This is a genomic window from Sphingobium fontiphilum, from assembly GCF_014196635.1.
GTDB lineage: Bacteria > Pseudomonadota > Alphaproteobacteria > Sphingomonadales > Sphingomonadaceae > Sphingobium > Sphingobium fontiphilum.
Map to the genome: position 1 here is coordinate 388845 of NZ_JACIEB010000003.1, position 20180 is coordinate 409024.

Below are 20180 nucleotides of genomic sequence, written 5' to 3' on the forward strand. Positions count from 1 at the left end.
GAGGCGTTCGCCTGGGCCAGGGGGAGCGACCGGTTCGAGTAAGACCAGTCGTTCTTCGAACATCCAAGGAATTTTGCTCACACATTATAGGGTAGGACCGCGGGAACAGTTGCACACAACTCTACAATCCAATCTCGGAGAGTCCGGGTTGGCCGTCAGGGCGCGCTCCTGGCGGCCAGTGGAACAGGCGGTCCGTCGCCGCGATCGGGTGCTCGTTGATGCTGGCGATACGCCGCTCCATCAAGCCTGCTCCATCGAACTGCCAGTTCTCGTTGCCATAGGCGCGAAACCAGTTGCCGCTGTCATCCCGGTATTCGTAGGCGAAGCGCACGGCGATGCGGTTGCCGGCATGAGCCCAGACTTCCTTGATCAGCCGGTAATCGCGCTCACGAGCCCATTTGCGGGTGAGAAAGGCCTCAATGGCGGCTCGCCCCGTGATGAACTCGGCCCTGTTCCGCCATCGACTGTTGGGGGTGTAGGCGAGCGCAACGCGGGCGGGATCGCGACTGTTCCAGGCATCTTCGGCGGCGCGCGCCTTGAGGGCGGCGGTTTCCTCGGTGAACGGGGGCACTGGCGGGCGGCTCATGGATTGGTCCTTTCAATCCGGGCGCGGAGCGATGCGTTGTCGGCTTCGAGCGCCGCGATACGGGCTTCAAGCTTAGCGACAGCCTTCGTCACATCACCGGCATCGAGCTTGCGAGGAATATGCTGCGGGCAATTCACGTCCCACGCGAGGACCGTGAACAGGATCGCCTGTTCAGCCCGGGCGGGGTAGTCTTGCGGCAAGAGCCGCGCGACCAGCTCCTGATCGTTTGCTACCACCCGCGCACAGCCCCACAGTTTGATGCGGCGACGACCTGCGTAGTCCATCAGGAACAGGAAGGCCTGGTTGTTCTCGGCCAAGTTGCCGGTGGTAATGTACTGGCGGTTGCCGGCGAAATCGGCAAAGCCCAGCGTCTGCTCATCGATCGCTCTGATGAAACCGGGTGGTCCACCCCGATGCTGGGCGTAGGGCTGACCGGCTGCGCTGGCCGTGGCGAGATAGGCGGTGTCGATCCCGGCAAGGAAGTCGATCAGATCCTTGCTGATCCTGGTACGGAACCCACCGCGTTGTTCGATCCGGGCATAGGCTTCGCGCGATCCGCGAGCCGTCTGGATCGCCTTGACGCTGGCGGTGAAGGCGATGTCGCTCGATAGCATGTTCAGACCTCCGCAACAGGTGGCGCGAGGCGGCGGACGCCGAATGAACGAACCGCCCACCGCCCTTGCGATCAGGCCGCCTGGCGGGCAGCCAGGAGCGGAAAGTCGACCTCGGTCTGGAACACATTGTTGAACATGTTGGTCCAGATGTTGAGCGCCACATGCTGCACGATCTCGATGATCTGCGCGTCGCTGTAGCCGGCCAGCTTCACCGCCGAGAACTCGGCATCGCTGATCTGGCCGCGCGTTGCCGCGACCCGGGCGGCAAAGCGCACGGCCGCGTCGGCCTGGGGATCGTTCGAGGCGCCGCTGCGGTTCGCCGCGATTTCGGCATCGTCGAGCCGGGCGAGGTTCTTGCCGAGATAGGCGTGGGCCGAGAGACAATAGTCGCAACCATTGATCTCGGCGACCGCCAGCGCGATTCGTTCGCGGGTCGCAGCGGGGAGCGCGCCCTTGCCGAGGGCACCTGACAGGGCGAGGTAACCTTCCAGCGCCTGCGGGCTGACGGCGACCAGGCGGAAGAGATTGGGAGCCGAGCCGAGCTGCTTGACGACGGCTTCGAGCAGCGGGTGCGAAGCTTCGGGCGCATCGGCAATGGTGGCGGGCTGGGAAATGCGGGGCATGACATGGTCCTTGTCGAAAAGGCGGCCGGGGATCGGTCGGTGACCAAGACCTAGAACATTTCACAAATGCGGAGCATCTATCACTTTCGGAAATGATCCTTGCGGATTATGGAAGGATGATGAACCGGTTCGAAGCCATGCGCACGCTCATCGCCGCTGTCGACGGGGGCAGTCTTTCCGCGGCGTCGCGCGGGCTCGGCGTGCCGCTGCCAACCGTGAGCCGGCGGGTGTCAGATCTGGAAACGCATCTTCGCACCCAGCTGGTGGTGCGCACCAGCCGGAAGTTGCTGCTTACCGATGCGGGCCGGGCCTACGTGGCTGCCTGCCGCCAGATCCTCGAAGAACTGGACGATGCCGAACGGTTGGCAAGCGGCGAGTATCGCATGCCCCGGGGTGAACTGCTGATCACCGCGCCCGTGATGTTCGGGCAGCTTCATGTCCAACCGGTGGTGCTGGATTTCCTCGCGGCCTATCCGGACATCAGCGTGCGCCTGACGCTTTCGGACGCGACGATCGACATCATCGAAAACCGCGTCGACCTGGCCGTGCGGATCGGCGATCTGTCGGACAGCGGCCTTGTCGCCCGGCGACTGGGCGCTGTCCGCTGGATCACTTGCGCCAGCCCCGATTATCTCGCGCGCCGCGGCGCCCCGGCGAAGCCCGCGGATCTGTGGCAACATGATTGTGTGGGGTTCGAGCGGGTCCACACGGACAGCACCTGGCTGTTCCAATCTTGCGAGGGTGCGAAGGCCTTGGCCATCCGCCCACGCTTCTCGGTCAATACGGCAAGCGGGGCGATTGACGCCGCGTTTGCGGGAGCAGGGATCATTCGCGTGCTGTCTTACCAGGCGGTGCGGGCGATCGCGGAGGGGAGTCTGGTCAAGGTGCTCGAAGCGTTTGAAACCGAGCCGCTCCCCGTGCACCTGGTCCACAACCCGCAACCGATCCTGCCGCTCAAGCTGCGCGCTTTCCTGGACTTTGCCGCACCGCGTCTGAAAACCGGGCTGGCAGGTGAGCCGGGCTGAGGGAATGGCGCGTTCCAGACGACTCCCGAGACAAGATTTGCACTCGCCATTCCAAAAGCAACTGGCTCAACATTTTTCAGCGATTGTCGCGGCGCCTGCCGACCCAAAGCCGGTCGCTCTAGTCTTCCGGAGCAGGCCGAGGTTGGTGACGCGCTCCTTGGCGCTTTCGGTCCACACGGCATTTTACGCAATATCCTTGCCGAGGAAAGGGTCGGCGGCGGGCGTGCAAAGCCAGGCGACGGCTTCGGCCGCCCATTCGGCGGGGATAACTGGCGCGCACCATCGTCGGATCACGCGAACATGGCGCGCAGTGCCCCAGCGAGCCGGGCGTCGGGCTTTTGCAATGAACCTGCCGCTGTCAACTCCAAGCGGGAATGACCGCAAAGTCTTACGAAACGGCGTTGCGTTTCCGGCGACACGCGCCCCGATAGCGGTCATTCATAAGTCAGATCTTGGGGTTAGAACGCCGCCATTGGTTCATCGGCTGGCGATAAGCAAGCTCCTATAAGAGGGTTATCAGATCCCCTTGCAAGGTCCCGCACGACGCCGGCATCGACAAACACCGCAATCGCATCGCACGCTGCTTCAATCGCCTCAAGCATATCCGCCGCTTCGCTACCCGCCACGATCGACGAACCGCCCAATTCAACCGCTTCGTCCCTCTCGCCGCCGCCATGGTCTGGCTAGGTTGAATGGCGATTGGCGCTAGGCCTTTTCCAGCGTGCATTGCAGGGGATGCTGGTTCTGCCGGGCGAAATCCATAACCTGGTTCACCTTGGTCTCGGCCACTTCATAGCTGAAGATGCCGCAGACGCCGACGCCGCGCTGATGCACGTGCAGCATGACGCGGGTCGCTTCCTCCATATCCATGCGGAAGAAGCGTTGAAGCACGAGCACGACGAATTCCATCGGCGTGTAATCGTCGTTCAGCATCAGCACCTTGTAGAGCGAGGGCTTGCGCGTGCGGGTGCGCGTACGGGTGGCGATGCCGACATGGGGGCCGCCGCCCGTACCGCCATCGTCCTGATCCTTGTCGGTCATCCGCACCGGGCCTGTTGCGCCTGTCATCTCCATCATTGGGGGAGAATATGGCATGTCCCCCTGCGCTGACAAGAGGGTGCGCGCAAGAGCATGACAAAGCGATGGTTAAGAAAGAAAAGGAAAACGGCCCCTTCCCGCATGGAAAGAGGCCGCTCTCGAAACGGTCAGACTGTCAGGACGCCGATCAGGCGGCCAGAGCCTTCACCTTGTCGGTCACCAGCGTCACGCGAGCGGTCAGCGGCTGGGCGACGTCGCCGGCCAGCTTCATCATCGCTTCGCTGCTCTTGGCGGCTTCCTTGGTGAATTCGTCGAAGCTGCTCGAGAAGAGCTGGCTCTGAAGCTGGAAGAATTCGGTCGGGGTCTTCACCGTCGAGAAGCTCTTGAAAGAGGCGGTCGCCTTTTCGAAGCTCTTCTTGGTGTAGTCGACGGCTTCCTGGCCCATCGTTTCCAGACCCTTGGCGGCGATCTTGCCCGATTCGACCAGCGCCTCGACATTGCCCTTGGCGATATCGCTCATTTCTTCCAGAGCCTTGGTCGACTTTTCGACGCTGACCTTCGCCTTTTCATTCAGGTCGGCATAGGCGGTTTCCAGCTTCGCCTTGGTTTCTTCGGCGAACTTCTTACCGGTTTCGATCACATCGTTCATCATCTTCGTTCCTTCTATGACAGGGACGGGCGCCGAGAGTGTCGACGGCTCCGATATGGGCTTGGCTGACGTAAGCTTCGTGACGGGCGTTTCGACCAACGCCTCTTCCTTGTCCTCGATCGGCGGCTCTGGGGCCGCATCCATCGCCGTGGTCGCCGCGATGATAGCGGTTTCCGATGCTTCCACGGCGGGCTTTTCCTTCGCCACGTCGGGCTTGGGCTTGCGCACGGGCGCCTTTTTGACGGGCGCTGGCGTAATCGCGGCCTCGGCAGCCTTCAGCGCCTCGCTGGCGGACAGCGTCGAGGTCGCTTTGGGCTTGGCGACCGTTTTACGGACCGGCTTGGAAGCGGAGCTTTTCGGGGTAACAGCCACGGACCAATCTCCTTTGCTGCGATGCACAATAATCGATTCCCCGATTCGTTTCAAGGGTTATTGTGCAGTGCAGCATAAAAAGATTGCCGGCCGGGCGCGCCTGTCCGGGCATGGGTCGCAAGCCTTGGCGCAAAGCCCGGCTTTTCAAAGAAAAGGCTGGTCAGCGCTGGCGCACATAGCGCCCCGGCGCGTCCTCCAGCGCCTTCAGCCTGCCCTTGCCCGGCCGTCTGCCCCCCTTCACCGCCACGGTCGCGGGGGTCAGCCCGGTGATCCATTCCAGCCAGTCGGGCCACCAGCTTCCGGGCGTTTCTTTCGCATGCGCAATGAAGTCGGCGAGCGACGGCTGATCTTCGTCACAGGTCCAATATTGATATTTGCCGGCCGATGGCGGGTTGATGACGCCCGCGATGTGCCCCGACCCCGCCAGCAGGAAGCGGATGGGACCGGACAGATGCTCGGTCAGTTTCCACACGCTCTCGATCGGCGCGATATGATCTTCCCTGCCCGCCTGCACATAGGCGGGGGTCTGGATCAGCGACAGATCGATCGGGGTGCCGTCGATGCTGATCGCGCCGGGCGTGACGAGCAGATTGTCGCGATAGAGGCGGATCAGATAATCCTTGTGCCAGCGCGCGGGCAGGTTGGTGGTGTCGCCATTCCAGTGGAGCAGGTCGAAGGGCGGATAATCCTGTCCCAGCAGATAATTGTTGACGACATAATTCCAGATGAGGTCGCGCCCGCGCAGCAGGTTGAAGGTCGCCGCCATATAGCGCCCGTCGAGAAAACCGCTCGACGAAAGCTGGTCGACCAGCTTCAATTGCTCATCGTCGATGAACAGCGTCAGGTCGCCCGCCTGGGTGAAATCGACCTGCGCGGTGAAGAAGGTCGCGCTCGCCACCTTGTCCGCCTCGCCCCGCGCGGTGAGCAAGGCCAGCGTCGCGGCCAGGGTCGTACCCGCCACGCAATAGCCGATGGCGTGAACGCTGGGCACGCCCAGAAGGTCGCGCACCGTGTCGATCGCGTCGATCTGGCCATGCAGGATATAATCGTCCCAGATCAGATCCTTCATCGACGCATCGGCCGATTTCCAGGAGACCAGGAACACGCTGATCCCCTGATCCACGGCCCATTTGACGAAGCTCTTTTCGGGCGTCAGGTCGAGGATGTAGAAACGGTTGATCCACGGGGGAAAGATCAGCAGCGGCGTTTCCAGCACCCTGGGCGTGGTCGGCTCATAATGGATGAGCTGGTAAAGCGGCGTTTCCTTGATGACCTTGCCCGGGGTCGACGCGATATTGCGCCCCAGTTCGAATGCGGCGCCGTCGGTATGCGTCAACTGGCCCTTCTGCATGTCGGCCAGCATGTGCTTCAAACCCTTGACCAGATTTTCGCCGCCGCTCTCGATGGTCTTCTGGACAACGGTCGGGTTCATCATGGCGAAATTGCTGGGCGCCATCGCATCCAGCATACCACTGGTGGCGAAACGCAGTTTCGCCTTCGCCTTGGGATCGACACCGTCGACCGCGTCGGCCAGCCGGGTCATGTAATCGGAAACAAGCAGATAGCTTTGCCGGATCAGGTCGTAAAAAGGGTTCTGGGTCCAGGCCGGATCGGCAAAGCGCCGGTCGCGGCGCGCGGTCGGGCTGTCGGCGGGGGGCGCCGCCGGCTGTTCGCGCAGCAAGCCGCCCGAATCGATGAAACGCTGCCACAGCGCCAGCCCTTCATCGGCAAAGCTGGTCTGGATGCCCGCGATCGCTTCCGCGTCGAAAGGCAGCGCATGGCCGGCGACTCCGGCGGCATGCTCCATCAGCAATTGCTGCGCCCGGCCGATCACATTCGTCCACTGCTGCATCTCGCTCAAAGTGGGCAAGCGCGGTTCGATCGTCTGCTGGGATTCCATGGCCACCCTTCTCCTGCTGGTATCCTGCTGGCCGCCCGCCGGGCATCGCTTTTTCTGGCGCGCTTCCGATAACCGCTATATAGCCGCCCGTGGTCGCCGCAAAGCCGCGTCGACGTATTTTTCCCACTGGAGCCAAGCTCAGGAAAGCCCCGACGATGTCCGAAGAATTTTACCGCATGAAACGCCTGCCGCCTTATGTCATCGCCGAAGTGAACGCGATGCGGGCCGCCGCGCGGGCCGCGGGCGAGGACATTATCGACCTGGGGATGGGCAATCCCGACCTGCCGCCGCCCGACCATGTCATCGAAAAGCTGATCGAGGTGGCGAAGAAGCCCGGCGCCCATGGCTATTCCCAGTCCAAGGGGATTCCCGGCCTGCGCCGCGCACAGGCCAATTATTATGGCCGCCGTTTCGGCGTCGATCTGGACCCGGAAACCGAAGTGGTCGTGACCATGGGGTCGAAGGAGGGGCTGGCCAGCCTCGCCACCGCGATCACCGCGCCCGGTGACGTCGTGCTCGCCCCCAATCCCAGCTATCCCATTCACATGTTCGGCTTCATCATCGCGGGCGCGACCATCCGGTCGGTGCCGACGACGCCGGACGAACATTATTGGCGCGCGCTTGATCGCGCCATGGCCTTCACCGTGCCGCGCCCGTCGATCCTGGTGGTCGGCTATCCCAGCAACCCGACGGCCGAAACGGTCGACCTCGCCTTTTACGAGCGGCTGGTCGCCTGGGCGAAGGAGAACAAGGTCTGGGTCTTGTCGGACCTTGCCTATTCCGAACTTTATTATGACGGCAATCCCACCCCCTCCATCCTGCAGGTGCCCGGCGCCAAGGATGTGGCGGTCGAGTTCACATCGCTGTCGAAAACCTACTCGATGGCGGGCTGGCGAATCGGCTTTGCCGTGGGCAACAAGCAGCTGATCTCGGCGCTCACGCGGGTGAAGAGCTATCTCGATTATGGCGCCTTCACGCCGATTCAGGCGGCGGCGTGCGCGGCGCTCAACGGCCCGCAGGACATCGTCCAGAAGAACCGCGAACTCTATCACAAGCGCCGCGATGTTCTGGTCGAGAGCTTCGGCCGCGCCGGGTGGGACATTCCCGCGCCCAAGGCGTCAATGTTCGCCTGGGCGCCGTTGCCGCCTGCGCTCAAGGATATGGGAAGCCTGGAGTTTTCCAAGCAGTTGTTGACCCATGCCAAGGTCGCCGTGGCGCCGGGCGTGGGCTATGGCGAGGATGGCGAAGGCTATGTCCGCATCGCCATGGTCGAAAATGAGCAAAGGCTGCGGCAGGCCGCCCGCAACGTGAAGAAATATCTGCAATCCATGGGCGTCAACACACCGGCGCGGGGCGCTGTCTGATCGCATGGACTGTTTCGGGCGATTGAAACGATCGCCCGAACAGGGCATGGCGGACCTGCTGAACCGGACGAACCGGAACCGGGCAAGGGGTAAAGAGAGCCGATGCTGCTATTCAACGGCAAGGAATCCAATCCGCGATCCTTTTTGAAAGCCATCAGCTGGCGGACATTGGGAAGCATCGATACGTTCATCCTGGGCATGTTGTTCACCAGTAATCTCAAGGCGGCTGGCGCCATCGCCTCGACCGAGGTCATCACGAAAATCTTCCTCTATTATTTCCATGAGCGGGTATGGGCACAGGTCAGCTGGGGCTTGCCGGTGCTGCCGCCGACGCAAGAGGCCGTCGCGGCGCGTCCGGCAGAGCCAGCGGAAACGACATCGCCATTGGCATGATCGCCTATCCGCAGGTCGCCCAGGTCGCACAGACCATACAACTGGCGGTGGCCCCGGTGTTCCTGCTCGCCGGCATCGGCGCATTCCTCAATGTCTGCGCCGGGCGCCTGGCGCGGGTCATCGACCGGGCGCGCAAGGTCGAGCAATGGGTGCTGAGCAGCCGGGGATCGGAACATGACCGGCTGGTGCAGGAAATCCGGGTGCTCGACCGGCGGATGAGCGTCGTCAACGGCGCCATCTTCCTGTCGGTCGCATCGGGCTGCGCCATCTGTCTGGTCGTCATCCTGCTGTTCGCGTCGGAACTGTTCAACGCCCATCTGGGCACCGCCATCGCGCTGCTGTTCATCATGGCCATGGTGTTGCAGGCGGCGGCCTTCGCCACCTTTATCCAGGAGATCCGGCTGGCGTCGCGGACCATCCATATCCGCAACGAAGTGCTCTATCATCAGGCGGAAGAGAATAACGCGACAGGTGGAGCCTGAGAGCCTGATCCGAAACGCCGGCGGCGGAGGGTTGGCGAGGGATTTTTGGTGCTGATAAGGAGCGATCGTCGCCGCGATGCCGGGACATCGTGGCAAGATCGCGACGAAATCAGCGCGAAAAAGACCCGCCAGACCGACCCGCAGGGGTTTCGGATCAGGCTCTAGAGCCGCCTGCGCCAAAGCCAGCGCCAGCATCGCCGCCGAGCGGGCGGCGATGCGGGTCGCCATCGGGCCGTCGGACTGAGCCGGGGGGCGGGCGCGGGCGGCAAAGGCGCTGGCCTCGACGGTGCGGGGCGCTATAGTCGCGCCCATCCGCGCCCTGTCTGCATCGAAAGTCCTTCATGCATCTGCTCATCGGCCTTGCCGGCATTCTCCTCATCCTCGCCATCGCCTTTGCCCTGTCGTCCAACCGCCGCGCCATCCGCCCGCGCGTCGTGGGCGCGGCGTTCGCGCTTCAGGCGGGGATCGCCCTGCTGGTGCTCTATGTTCCCGCCGGGCGCGCGGTGATCGCGGGCATGTCGCGCGGGGTCGCCAATCTGCTGAGCTATGCGCAGGCGGGCACCGATTTCATCTTCGGCCCGCTCGCCAGGCCGGAGGTCGGCGGCGCGAGTTTCGCCATCGCCGCCCTGCCGGTCATCATCTTCTTCGCCAGCCTGGTTTCGATCCTCTATTATCTGGGCATCATGCAACTGGTCGTGCGCTGGGTGGGCGGCGCGATCGGCAAGGTGACGGGCGTGTCCAAGGTCGAAAGCCTGTGCGCGGCGGCCAATATCTTCGTGGGACAAAGCGAAAGCCCGCTGGTCATCCGCCCCTATCTGGCCGGGCTGACCCCGGCGCAGCTGTTCACCGTCATGTCGTCGGGCATGGCGGGCGTGGCGGGCACCATCCTGGCCGCCTACGCCTCCATGGGCATCCAGATCGACTATCTGCTCGCCGCCAGTTTCATGGCCGCGCCGGGCGGCATTTTGATGGCCAAGATCATCATGCCCGACAATCCCGACGATCCGGAAATCGACCCTGTCATCCTGCCCGAAGCGAGCCATGAGGAGGAACGCCCCGCCAACCTCATTATGGCGGCGGCGCAGGGCGCGCAGACCGGCGTGAAGCTGGCCGTGGCGGTCGGCGCCATGGTGCTGGCCTTCGTCGCGCTGGTCGCGCTCGCCAACGGCATATTGGGCGGCATCGGCGGCTGGTTCGGCTTCCCCGACCTCAGCTTCCAGCAATTGCTGGGCTATGTCTTTTCCCCGGTCATGTTCCTGCTCAACATTCCGTGGGAGGAGGCGCAGGTGGCGGGCGGCCTGTTCGGGACCAAGGTCGTGCTCAACGAATTCGTCGCCTATATCACGCTTGGTCAGTCGGCGGGCGTGCTGTCGCCTTCGACCATCGCCATCGTCACCTTCGCCCTGTGCGGCTTCGCCAATTTCAGCTCCATCGCCATCCAGATGGCGGTGACCGGCAGCCTCGCCCCCAATCAGCGGCCGATGATCGCCAAACTGGGGATCAAGGCGCTGGTGGCTGGCAGCCTCGCCAATCTGATGAGCGCGGCGCTGGCGGGGTTGATGCTCAGCCTGCGATGATCCGCCGGCGTAACGCCTGTGTAACGATGGGGGTATCGCTTCGGGCGCAAATCCCTTATGGTTAACCCATGGGGGCAAAAGCCAAACTGGTCGTGGCGTTAGCAGCGGGCCTGATCGCCGTTGGCGGCCAGGCGTTGACGATCGATTTTCGTCCGCGCCCGTCAAAGCTGGAAACCTATCGCGACTGGACCATCGCCTGCGACAATCGCGCGCGGTGCGAAGCGGTATCGCTGTTTCCCGAAGGCGGCGAATGGCCCGAAAAGCCGGTCATGGTCGGCGTGGTGCGCGACGCGGGGGCGGACGCCGACGCCGAAGTGTGGGCATCGGGCAGCGACGGCCTGGGCCATGGCGCCGTCAGCTTCCATGTCGACGGACGCAAGATCGCTTCAGCCGCGGTGAAGGACGATGAAGCGCGCATATTGGGGCCACAGGCGTCGGCGCTGGCCATCGCCATGGCGCGCGGCTCGGTTCTCGAAGTGCGCGTCAACGACGTCATCGTCGGCCGCCCGTCGATCAGCGGCGTGGCGGCGGCATTGCGTTTCATGGATGCGCGACAGGGCCGGGCAGGAACCGTCACCGCCCTCCTCGCCACCGGACCGCTCGGCCGATCGGCGGTCAGGCCCGCGCCCAAGGCGCCGGTCATCCAGCGCGCGGCTGTCCCGCAGGACATCCGCCCCGCCGCCCTGTGGCGCGAGGAACTGGCCGCCGCCGGGCGCATGACGCAATGCGCGGAGGAATGGAGCGAAGACGGACCGCAGCCACAATTGTTCGCTCTGTCCAGGAGCCAGACGCTGGTGCTGCTGCCCTGCGGATCGGGCGCCTATAATTTCAACAGCGCGCCGCTGATCGCCACCGGCGTTGCCGGTCGACGCAGCTTTGCCTGGGCGCTGTTCGACTTTCCGCCGGGCTGGAACCCGGACGAGGGCAATCCCATGCTGGTCAATGCCGGTTTCACCCCCGAAACATCCCGTCTCGACAGTTTCGCCAAGGGGCGCGGCATCGGCGATTGCGGCGGCAGCGAAAGCTATGTGTGGGACGGCGCCCGCTTTCGCCTGATCGAAGCGACGTCGATGGGCGAATGCCGGGGCGCATGGCACTGGCTGACCACCTGGGCGGCGATGGTCTCCCAATAGCCGGTCCCCGTGCGATCTCCGCCTGACCAGTCCATGGGCTTGTCGCTTCGCAAACTGGATATGGCAGGGGGACATGGGCCGGCAGCCCCTGCCCCGCCGGGATTTTCGAGCGTGCTCGCTGAAAATTATTGCCGCAGTGCGGCAATTTCGTTCATCCTGTGGCCAGCGATCCAACGCTATGCCGCTGGCGGGGCGATGGGTGAATCGCATGCATTTTGCCAAGCGAAGGGAAGTTTGAATGACAGGTATTCGGCTCGCATCAACCGGCCTTTTGCTGACCGCCGTGCTGGCCGCCACGCCCGCCATGGCGGCGGGCGATCCAGTCAAGGGCAAGACGGTGTTTGCCCGTTGTTCAGTGTGCCACACCACCGCAGCCGGCAAGAATCTGATGGGCCCGTCACTGGCTGGCATCGTGGGCCGCAAATCAGCCACCGTGGCTGGCTTCACCTATTCGGCGGCGCTTAAGAAATATGGCAAGAGCTGGGACGCTGCGACGCTCGACGCCTTCCTGACCGCACCGATGAAGGCGGTTCCAGGCACCCGCATGATCTTTGCCGGCATCCCCAAGGCGGAAGACCGCGCCGACCTGATCGCCTATCTCAAAAAGCCGGTCAAATGATCCAATAACATTCCATAGTGCAATGTGGACTGCACGTCGGCTTTCAATATCCTGTCCGCCATTCACAGGGAGGGGATGGCCGTTGCCGCCGCGTTCGCCATCGAACTGCGCATCGATCCGCTGCACGGCTTCGAGCGCGATCGGGTGGTCCATCTTGCGTCATTGCGCCGGTGGCCCCCTCGCGCATGAATCGGCTGCCTAATCGACCAACCCGTTAATCCGGGCAAAGGGATCGTCGGCGGGATCATCGTGCCAGCGATATTCGGCGCGGTTGGCGACCCATTGGGCCATGTCCTTGCCATAGAGGCGCGCAATGAGGGCCAGCGCCATGTCGGTGCCTGCCGATATGCCCGAGGAGGAGATGAACTTGCCATCCTCCACCCAGCGGGCGCGCGGCACCCATAGCACCTTTGCGCCCTGCCCCGTCGCCCATTTCCACGACATCTTATTGGTGGTCGCGCGCACGCCGTCGATCAGGCCGGTGCGCGCCAGCACCGCCGATCCGGTGCAGATGGCGACGACCTGCGGCGTCGCCTGCGCCAGCGCCCTGAACCCGGCAACGAAATCGGCGTTGTTCACTTCCCGCCGGGTGCCGCCGCCGCCGGGAATCATCACGATGTCGAGCTTTGGCGCGTCGGCAAAGCCAAAGTCGGCGAGAGTCACCGGTCCCGCGGCGCTTTTGACGGGGCCCGCCTTTTGCGCGATCAGCACGATTTCGACCCGGTCGCGCACGTGGCTGAACATTTCGAGCGGACCGAACACATCGAGCAACTGAAATCCGTCGAACAACACCATGCCCAGCCGCTTCTTCTCGCCGGTCGGGGGAACGGGCGGCTCAAAGGGCACTTGCGCGGTTGCAGTCGTGGCCGCCGCCAGCAACGACAGGCCGCCAGCGGCCAGCAGCATGTCCCTGCGCGAGGGATGGGCGTTGGCGGACGCGTCGGTCATCGGGCGATCTCCTGCTTCTCATCCCTGCAAGACGATCAGGGCGCGTCTTTCCACCCATCGTCGCGGTCGCCGCCACAGCCTTTCAACGTGCCCTCGGCAAAGGCGATCTGGACCCGGTCCGACCAGACGGCGTCGCTCATTCCATCACTGCACGGGCCGGGGGTGACGATGATGGCGATGTCCGCCGCCTGATAGCGCAGCGTGCGCCCGTCGTCGTCGCGGATCAGGCCCCGGCGCTCGACCGGATCATGGTCGGGCCGGGTCAGGCGCAAATGGTCGCCGCTGATCGTCACGGCCCAGAAGGGTTCGGTGCCGATGGCGCGATAATCGGGATCGGGCGCCCTGGCCGGGCGAGGCGACGGCGCCGCTTGCCGGGAATCGACAGGCCGCGCCGCAGGGGACTGGGGCGCTACGGCATTGGCCACCGCCGCGTTTGCGATGTCGCCACTGGCGACCGGCGCAATGACGCCATTGTCGGCGGGCGACGTGGCATTATCGGCCGTCGCCGCATTATCGGCAGGTTGCGCCGCGCAACTTGCGGCCAGCAGCAGCCCCGCCAGCAAGGGACAGGGCCGCCGCCGCATCGTCAAACGTCCAGATTGGCGACGTTCAGGGCATTGTCCTGAATGAACTCGCGGCGCGGCTCCACCACATCGCCCATCAGGCGGGTGAATATCTCGTCGGCGACATCCGCCTGCCCCACCTCGACCCGCAACATCGACCGGACATCAGGGTCCAGCGTGGTTTCCCACAATTGTTCGGCGTTCATTTCGCCAAGACCCTTGTAGCGCTGGATCGACAAGCCCTTGCGCCCGGCGGCCAATATGGCGTCGAGCAATTCGCTGGGCCGGGTGACCAGGGTCGCGCCCTTGGCGGCGACAGGCAGGTCGTCCTCGCCCGCTTCTTCGCTTGCGCTGGCCGCGCTCTGCGCCGCGCGGATGGTGACGAGACGCGCGGGCGTCAAGTAGCTGCCCGCTTCCTCCGCCGCGATGCCGTGCAGCTTGCGCGCCTCGGCCGACCCGATGAAGGCGCGTTCGATGACATGATGGTCGGTGACCCCGCGCCAGAGCCGTTCGAAATGGAAGCCGCCTTCCTCCGACATGCGGCCGACCCACGATCCCTCGCTGTCCTGCGCGCCCATCCAGGCGACCGTGGCGGCCAGCCGCTGCGCCTGCGCCGTCGCCGACAATTCGGGATCGAGCGCGCCGTTGAGGCTCAGCGCCTCGATAATCGCGCTGTTATAGCGGCGCGGGACATAGCGCATCACCGCGCGCATCCGGCGGGCATGGTCGATCAGCTTGCGCAGGTCGTTGCCGGTGCGCGGCCCCTCGCCGGTTTCCAGCGCCATGTGATCGACGCCATTGTCGACCAGATATTGCTCCAGCGCCGCCTCGTTCTTGAGATAGACTTCCGACCGGCCCCGCGTCGCCTTGTAGAGCGGCGGCTGGGCGATGAAGAGGTGCCCCGCCTCGATGATCTGGGGCATCTGGCGATAGAAGAAGGTCAAAAGCAGCGTGCGGATATGCGCGCCGTCGACGTCGGCGTCGGTCATGATGACGATCTTGTGATAGCGCAGCTTTTCCAGGTTGAAATCGTCGCGGATGCCGGTGCCCATCGCCTGAATGAGGGTGCCGACTTCCTTGGACGAGAGCATCCGGTCGAACCGGGCGCGCTCGACGTTCAAAATCTTGCCCTTGAGCGGCAGGATCGCCTGATAATGGCGGTTGCGCCCCTGTTTCGCCGAACCGCCGGCGGAATCGCCTTCGACCAGGAAAAGTTCGGACTTGGCCGGGTCGCGTTCCTGACAGTCGGCCAGCTTGCCGGGCAGGGATGCGATGTCCATCACCCCCTTGCGCCGGGTCAGCTCGCGCGCCTTCTTCGCCGCTTCGCGCGCGGCGGCGGCGTCGATCACCTTCTGCACGATCATCTTGCCGTGGGCGGGGTTTTCCTCCAGCCATTCGGCCATCTTGTCGGCCATCAGGCTTTCGAGCGGCTGGCGGACTTCGGACGACACCAGCTTGTCCTTGGTCTGGGACGAGAATTTGGGATCGGGCAGCTTGACCGAGACGATCGCGGTCAGCCCTTCGCGCATATCCTCGCCGGTGAGCGAGACCTTCTCCTTCTTCAGCGCGCCGGACTTTTCCGCATAATTGTTGAGCGTGCGGGTCAACGCCGCGCGGAACGCGGCCAGATGCGTGCCGCCGTCGCGCTGCGGGATGTTGTTGGTGAAGCAGAGGACATTTTCATAGTAAGAATCGTTCCACTCCAGCGCGACGTCGATGGTCACGTCGTCGCGGGTTCCCGCAATGGCGATGGGATCGGGCATCAGCGCATTTTTATTGCGATCGAGATATTTGACGAAGGCCGCGATGCCGCCCTCATAATAAAGCTCGACCTCTTTGCGCTCTTCATGCCGGGCGTCGACCAGGAAAAGGCGCACGCCGCTGTTGAGGAACGCCAGTTCGCGATAGCGATGCTCCAGCTTGTCGAAATCATATTCGGTCTGGTTCTTAAAGGTGCCGCCGTCGCCGGGGGTCTTTTCGGTCGACGCGAGGAAGGTCACGCGCGTGCCCTTCTTGCCTTCAGGCGCGGGGCCGATGACCTTCAGCGGCGCGGTGGCGTCGCCATAGGCGAAGCGCATCCAGTGTTCCTGCCCGTCGCGCCAGATGTTGAGGTCCAGCCATTCGGACAGGGCGTTCACCACCGACACGCCCACGCCGTGCAGGCCGCCAGACACCTTGTATGCGTTGTCGTCGCTGGTGTTCTCGAACTTCCCGCCCGCGTGCAACTGGGTCATGATGACCTCGGCCGCCGACACGCCCTCTTCCTTATGGATGCCGGTCGGGATGCCGCGACCATTATCCTCGACGCTGACCGACCCGTCGGGATTCAGCGTGATGGTGATCAGATCGCAATGCCCCGCCAGCGCCTCGTCAATCGCATTGTCGCTGACCTCGAACACCATGTGGTGCAGGCCGCTGCCATCGTCGGTATCGCCGATATACATGCCGGGCCGCTTGCGCACGGCGTCCAGGCCTTTCAGCACCTTGATGCTGTCGGCGCCATATTCATTATTGTTGGGGGTGTTCTGGGGTTCTTCGCTCATGGACGGGCTATAGGAAATTGCCCCGTGAAACTAAAGCGAAACATGGCCCTTTCCCCCTTTGGCGGGCCGGTTTATCAACCCGGCCATGCGTTATGCCCTGCCCCTGCTCCTGTTGTTTGCCGTCGGCTGTTCCGACCGTCGCGAAGTGGCCGACGAATTGCCCAACAGCGCGCTGGCGGAGGCGGCGCGCGAGGAGGTGCCCGAAAGCCGCATGGAACAGCCGCTGGCTCGCCCGGTGACCATCGGGGAGGATGGGCCCCGGCTCGACGCTTGCGGCGCGCTGGGCCGGGTGGTGCAGGCGGGCGCGAGCGGCCTGGCGCTGCGCGCCGCGCCCTTTGCCGACGCGCGCGAGGTCGAGCGGCTCCAAAATGGCGACCGCGCTTATGTCTGCACCCGCAGCATCGACCAGAAATGGCTGGGCGTGGTGGTGCAGCCCGCGCCGGTAACGCCCGTGACCAATGAGGCTGGCAACGAAACCGGCGGCGAACCGGTCGATTGCGGCGTCTCATCCCCGGTGGAGCGCAAGGCGGCCTATGACGGTCCCTGCGTCAGCGGCTGGGTGTCGAGCGCCTATATCCGCCTGATCGCCTTCTAGTGACCCGAATCTGAAGTTCGCCACATTGGATGGATAGGTCGGAGCGAACTTCAGATTCAAAAGGGTCACTAGCAACTATATGATTCTAGTGTGGTTTAAGGATTTGAAATTCGCTCCGCGCCTGGCCGCTTAATGTGGCGAATTTCAAATCCACCACACTAGCGCCAATCGCCATTCCACCTAGCCAGACCATGGCGGCGGCGAGAGGGACGAATCCGTCGCAGTGGACCGTGCGTCGATCGTGGCGGGTAGCGAAGCGGCGCAAGTGCTCGGGGCGATTGAAGCAGCGTGCGATGCGATTGCGGTGTTTGTCGATGCCGGCGTCGTGCGGGATGAGCAGCTTGCGTGCGCGGTTCGAGGGGACCGCGGCCTTAGCCCTCATGTCGGCGATGAGCGCGCGTAAGGCATTGCCGTCATGGGCTTTATCGGCGAGCACGGCAACCCCGGTCTGACCGTCGAGCAAGGTCAAGGGCCTGCGTGATGTCGCCGACCTGGCCAGCGGTGCGCGCAGCGAACACCCGCTCCAACACGCCGGCATGGCGCCAGCGGCTGAAGCGTCGGTGCACCCTCTTCCACCGGCCATAACGCAGCAACCTGCGCCCATTGCCAGTCGCTCCATTCGTATCGCTTGACCGCCGTCGCACACTCCGCGCCGCAACACGGAGGCCGATCAATCAGCCTTCAGACCATGGGGGAGTCGGGAATGGCGATCCCGCCTAGGGCTGCCCCATACCCTTGCCCTGAAGATAGGCTTCATAATCGCGAGTGAACATGCGCAGAAGAGGTTCGTTCTGGCCGAATTGCTGGTGAGTCTTGCCGCCGGATTCGAAGCCGATCTGTTGCAGGCGCGACATGGCCATGTCTTCGACCACCACATCGCGCGTGGCGGCAAGCGTGCTGGCCATGGCGTATTCCTCGCGCAGGGTGCGTGGCGCGTGACGGCTGTAGATGCGCACTTCAGTGCGCATCCGGCCTTCGTTGATCGGCCAGAACTGATAGAACAGATAGCCGTTGGCGAGCGGCTGGATCGAGATGTTCGGGAAGATCGTAATCGTCTCGGTTCCAAAGTTGGGGATCTTCAGCCGGTTGATGCCAGGGTGCTCGTAAAAGCCCGCGCGCCCCTCCTCGATCGCCGCGATATCGGGCGCCGAAGTCGGCAGCATCTGCGCATAGACCCAGGTCAGCGCCGGGGCCTGCGGGTTGTAATCGAAGTTGCGCTGGACCGTACCAGCGCTGTGCGGCCCGAAGTGCTTCACATCAAGGTAGTGCAGGTGCGGGTTTTCCTTGGGCACCACCGCCGGGCGGAGCGTCTTGCTGTGGAGGATAGCCACATGATAGCCCTCGTTGAAGGCATTGACGAGGTTTTTCCAGTTGCAGTCGATCTCGTCCGTCACCCGGATGCAGAACGGAAACTGTTCGAACGGCGCACCTTCGAGCATCTGGTCCAGACCGGCGAGAAACTGCGGCAGCGTGGCCTCCGGTTCCTGCGCGAAGTTGAGGAAGATGAATCCTGCCCAGCTATCGAGATGGATCGGCGCCAGGCCACTGGTCGCCTTGTCGACATGCGGGAAATCCTGCTCGGCCGGGATCGCGCTGAGCGAGCCGTCGATGCGGTAGACCCAGGCGTGATAAGGGCAGCGGAACGTCATCGCGTTGCCGCGTTCCTGGCAGACCAGCGCCACGCCGCGGTGCGAACAGGCATTGTGAAAGGCACGCACCTTCCCGTCCTTGCCCCGCGCGATCACAACGCTGGCCTTGAGCGTCGGCAGGTCGCGCACAATATAATCGCCGGGTTCGGGCACTTCGTCCACCCGCCCGACCATGAGCCAGGCGCGCCGGAAGATCATGTCCTGTTCGCGGCGGAAATAATCGGCCGAAGTGTAGTATTCCACCGGGACCCGGCCGTTGTCGAGACCCATGTCGCGGGCCTTCGTCATGTGTTCGCTCAGATTTGCCATGTCGTGTCCAGCGCCGGTGGCGCCTGCTCCTCTCTTGCCATCGCGCTGCTTGCGCCAGCTTGCGCTATCGGCACCCCTGCCCTGTCTGCCGCAGCCCGGTCAGTGCGGCTGATACCCGACCCATTCCATCGCCACGCTGTGCGGAAACGGCGCATAGGGCACGCGGGGCTGACCGAAAATCTCAACCGCCTGGCTGGCCTCTGTCAGCCCCAGCACGACCCGGAACAACAATGCCTCGGCTTCAGGCAGGGCTTGGGGATCGAACTGGTCGAGATGCGTGAACACCTCCTCCAGCCGTGGCGCCAGCGCGGCGTGGAACGCCTCCAGCTCGCCCTGCGGCAACTCCTGTCGGCGGCGATAGCGTTCATCCTGCGTGTGCAGGTCGCCCCATGTGGCAACGAACGGCGCGAGAAAAGCAAAATTTTCAGGCAAGGCGGGATGGTTCATGGGCTGAGTATCCTATTTGTGCGGCGCCGCGCTCAGCGATATTCGTTCCACTCGATCGCCATCTTGTGCGGAAACGGGGCGTAGGGAACGCGCGGCTGGTTGAACACCTCGATCGCCATTGCTGTCTCCGTCAACCCCAGCGCGGTGCGATAGAGCAGCGCCTCGGAATCGGGCAGCGCATCCATCGGGAACTGGTCGAGATGGTCGAAGATCGCGTTCAGGCGTGGCGCCGTCGCATCGTAATAGGCCTTGAGGTCCTTCATCGTGCTGTGCTGCCGCTGCAGATAGCGTTCCTCCTGCGTTTCAAGCGAACCCCACACCGCCGCATAGGGCGCAAGATCCTCGAAACCCGCAGGCAGATTCACACTTTCGGTCATCGCGCATCCCCTCCCGTGTCCCGCCGGTTCGCCCGGCCGGAAACACCCCTGATCACCGCCTGCACAACCGGCAGGCCATCATGCACTCTCTATGCAGCATTCCCGCACCACCCTGAACAGCCTTTCCTTGACACCCCGTCCACTCGAAGCGGCACAAAAGACCGGCGCGGCGGTATTGAGGCGGCGGCGTTGGCGTGTTTGGTGGGTTGGGTGTTTGTGGATGGTTATTCGGCGGCTTGTGCTTCGAGGGGCTGGACGAAGCGGGACATGTCCCAGCCCTGCACCACGGGCAGCACTTCGCGGCCGAACAGTTCGAGCGAGGCGCGCTGCTGGTCGGGCGTGCCCACCACGAACGGCAGGTCGCACACGCCCAC

At 63.8% G+C, this 20180-nt stretch carries 21 protein-coding genes; 8 read left to right on the forward strand and 13 right to left on the reverse strand.

Annotated elements, in window-relative coordinates:
* Positions 1-121: 121 nt before the first annotated feature.
* The 3 genes from GGR44_RS09060 to GGR44_RS09070 form a co-directional block, all read right to left on the reverse strand.
* Positions 122-586, reverse strand: a complete 465-nt coding sequence (locus tag GGR44_RS09060; RefSeq protein WP_183955228.1) for a nuclear transport factor 2 family protein — start codon at positions 584-586, stop codon at positions 122-124.
* Positions 583-1200: a pyridoxamine 5'-phosphate oxidase family protein gene (locus GGR44_RS09065; protein WP_183955229.1), complete on the reverse strand. Its 618-nt coding sequence runs from the start codon at positions 1198-1200 to the stop codon at positions 583-585. The genes GGR44_RS09060 and GGR44_RS09065 overlap by 4 nt, the downstream gene beginning before the upstream one ends.
* A 71-nt stretch (positions 1201-1271) precedes the next feature.
* On the reverse strand, positions 1272-1823 hold the full coding sequence (locus GGR44_RS09070; RefSeq protein WP_183955230.1) for a carboxymuconolactone decarboxylase family protein: 552 nt from the start codon (positions 1821-1823) through the stop codon (positions 1272-1274).
* A 116-nt stretch (positions 1824-1939) separates the two neighbouring features.
* Here GGR44_RS09070 and GGR44_RS09075 point away from each other — a divergent pair, with 116 nt between their 5' ends.
* On the forward strand, positions 1940-2848 hold the full coding sequence (locus GGR44_RS09075) for a LysR family transcriptional regulator (RefSeq protein WP_246344436.1): 909 nt from the start codon (positions 1940-1942) through the stop codon (positions 2846-2848).
* Positions 2849-3553: 705 nt separating this feature from the next.
* Here GGR44_RS09075 and clpS read toward each other — a convergent pair.
* The 3 genes from clpS to GGR44_RS09095 all read right to left on the reverse strand — a co-directional run bounded on the left by clpS (position 3554) and on the right by GGR44_RS09095 (position 6807).
* Entirely contained in the window at positions 3554-3889 is a 336-nt protein-coding gene (gene clpS / locus GGR44_RS09085) for an ATP-dependent Clp protease adapter ClpS (RefSeq protein ID WP_183955295.1), read from the reverse strand.
* Between the two features lie 184 nt (positions 3890-4073).
* Positions 4074-4907 (reverse strand): phasin family protein, encoded by an 834-nt coding sequence (locus GGR44_RS09090; protein WP_183955231.1) that lies wholly within the window; start codon positions 4905-4907, stop codon positions 4074-4076.
* 160 nt (positions 4908-5067) lie between these two features.
* Positions 5068-6807: a PHA/PHB synthase family protein gene (locus tag GGR44_RS09095; RefSeq protein WP_183955232.1), complete on the reverse strand. Its 1740-nt coding sequence runs from the start codon at positions 6805-6807 to the stop codon at positions 5068-5070.
* 155 nt (positions 6808-6962) lie between these two features.
* Between GGR44_RS09095 and GGR44_RS09100 the strand changes: the two genes are divergently transcribed.
* The 6 genes from GGR44_RS09100 (at position 6963) to GGR44_RS09125 (ending at position 12375) form a co-directional block, all read left to right on the forward strand.
* Complete coding sequence (locus GGR44_RS09100) at positions 6963-8171, forward strand: LL-diaminopimelate aminotransferase (RefSeq protein WP_183955233.1); 1209 nt, start codon at positions 6963-6965, stop codon at positions 8169-8171.
* A gap of 102 nt (positions 8172-8273) precedes the next feature.
* On the forward strand, positions 8274-8564 hold the full coding sequence (locus GGR44_RS09105) for a DUF2061 domain-containing protein (RefSeq protein WP_183955234.1): 291 nt from the start codon (positions 8274-8276) through the stop codon (positions 8562-8564).
* A complete protein-coding gene (locus GGR44_RS09110; protein ID WP_183955235.1) occupies positions 8561-9046 on the forward strand; it encodes a DUF2721 domain-containing protein in 486 nt (161 codons plus the stop codon). Before GGR44_RS09105 ends, GGR44_RS09110 begins: the two co-directional genes overlap by 4 nt.
* Before the next feature lie 341 nt (positions 9047-9387).
* Positions 9388-10623: a NupC/NupG family nucleoside CNT transporter gene (locus GGR44_RS09115; RefSeq protein WP_183955236.1), complete on the forward strand. Its 1236-nt coding sequence runs from the start codon at positions 9388-9390 to the stop codon at positions 10621-10623.
* Positions 10624-10691: 68 nt separating this feature from the next.
* Complete coding sequence (locus GGR44_RS09120) at positions 10692-11756, forward strand: DUF1176 domain-containing protein (RefSeq protein ID WP_183955237.1); 1065 nt, start codon at positions 10692-10694, stop codon at positions 11754-11756.
* Positions 11757-11994: 238 nt separating this feature from the next.
* Positions 11995-12375: a c-type cytochrome gene (locus GGR44_RS09125; protein ID WP_183955238.1), complete on the forward strand. Its 381-nt coding sequence runs from the start codon at positions 11995-11997 to the stop codon at positions 12373-12375.
* Positions 12376-12573: 198 nt separating this feature from the next.
* On the opposite strand, the gene GGR44_RS09130 is transcribed toward GGR44_RS09125, so the two are convergent.
* Genes GGR44_RS09130 through gyrB form a run of 3 tightly spaced genes read right to left on the reverse strand, consistent with a single transcriptional unit; the run spans position 12574 to position 16429 of the window.
* Positions 12574-13323 (reverse strand): DJ-1/PfpI family protein, encoded by a 750-nt coding sequence (locus GGR44_RS09130; RefSeq protein WP_183955239.1) that lies wholly within the window; start codon positions 13321-13323, stop codon positions 12574-12576.
* 35 nt (positions 13324-13358) lie between these two features.
* Positions 13359-13907 (reverse strand): COG3650 family protein, encoded by a 549-nt coding sequence (locus GGR44_RS09135; protein WP_246344440.1) that lies wholly within the window; start codon positions 13905-13907, stop codon positions 13359-13361.
* Between the two features lie 2 nt (positions 13908-13909).
* Complete coding sequence (gene gyrB / locus GGR44_RS09140) at positions 13910-16429, reverse strand: DNA topoisomerase (ATP-hydrolyzing) subunit B (RefSeq protein ID WP_183955240.1); 2520 nt, start codon at positions 16427-16429, stop codon at positions 13910-13912.
* Between the two features lie 85 nt (positions 16430-16514).
* On the opposite strand from gyrB, the gene GGR44_RS09145 reads away from it, so the two are divergent.
* Positions 16515-17024, forward strand: coding sequence for a hypothetical protein (locus tag GGR44_RS09145; protein ID WP_183955241.1), 510 nt, complete (start codon positions 16515-16517; stop codon positions 17022-17024).
* An 85-nt stretch (positions 17025-17109) separates the two neighbouring features.
* Here the strand turns inward: GGR44_RS09145 and GGR44_RS09150 are convergent, their stop codons facing one another.
* From GGR44_RS09150 to GGR44_RS09165, 4 genes are all read right to left on the reverse strand, one after another.
* Positions 17110-17493 (reverse strand): transposase, encoded by a 384-nt coding sequence (locus GGR44_RS09150; RefSeq protein ID WP_183955242.1) that lies wholly within the window; start codon positions 17491-17493, stop codon positions 17110-17112.
* A gap of 247 nt (positions 17494-17740) precedes the next feature.
* Positions 17741-18961 carry an aromatic ring-hydroxylating oxygenase subunit alpha gene (locus GGR44_RS09155; protein WP_183955243.1) on the reverse strand — a complete coding sequence of 407 codons (1221 nt, stop codon included), beginning with the start codon at positions 18959-18961 and terminating at the stop codon, positions 17741-17743.
* A gap of 120 nt (positions 18962-19081) precedes the next feature.
* Entirely contained in the window at positions 19082-19429 is a 348-nt protein-coding gene (locus tag GGR44_RS09160; protein WP_183955244.1) for a hypothetical protein, read from the reverse strand.
* A gap of 32 nt (positions 19430-19461) precedes the next feature.
* Complete coding sequence (locus GGR44_RS09165; protein WP_183955245.1) at positions 19462-19806, reverse strand: hypothetical protein; 345 nt, start codon at positions 19804-19806, stop codon at positions 19462-19464.
* Positions 19807-20180 lie beyond the last annotated feature (374 nt).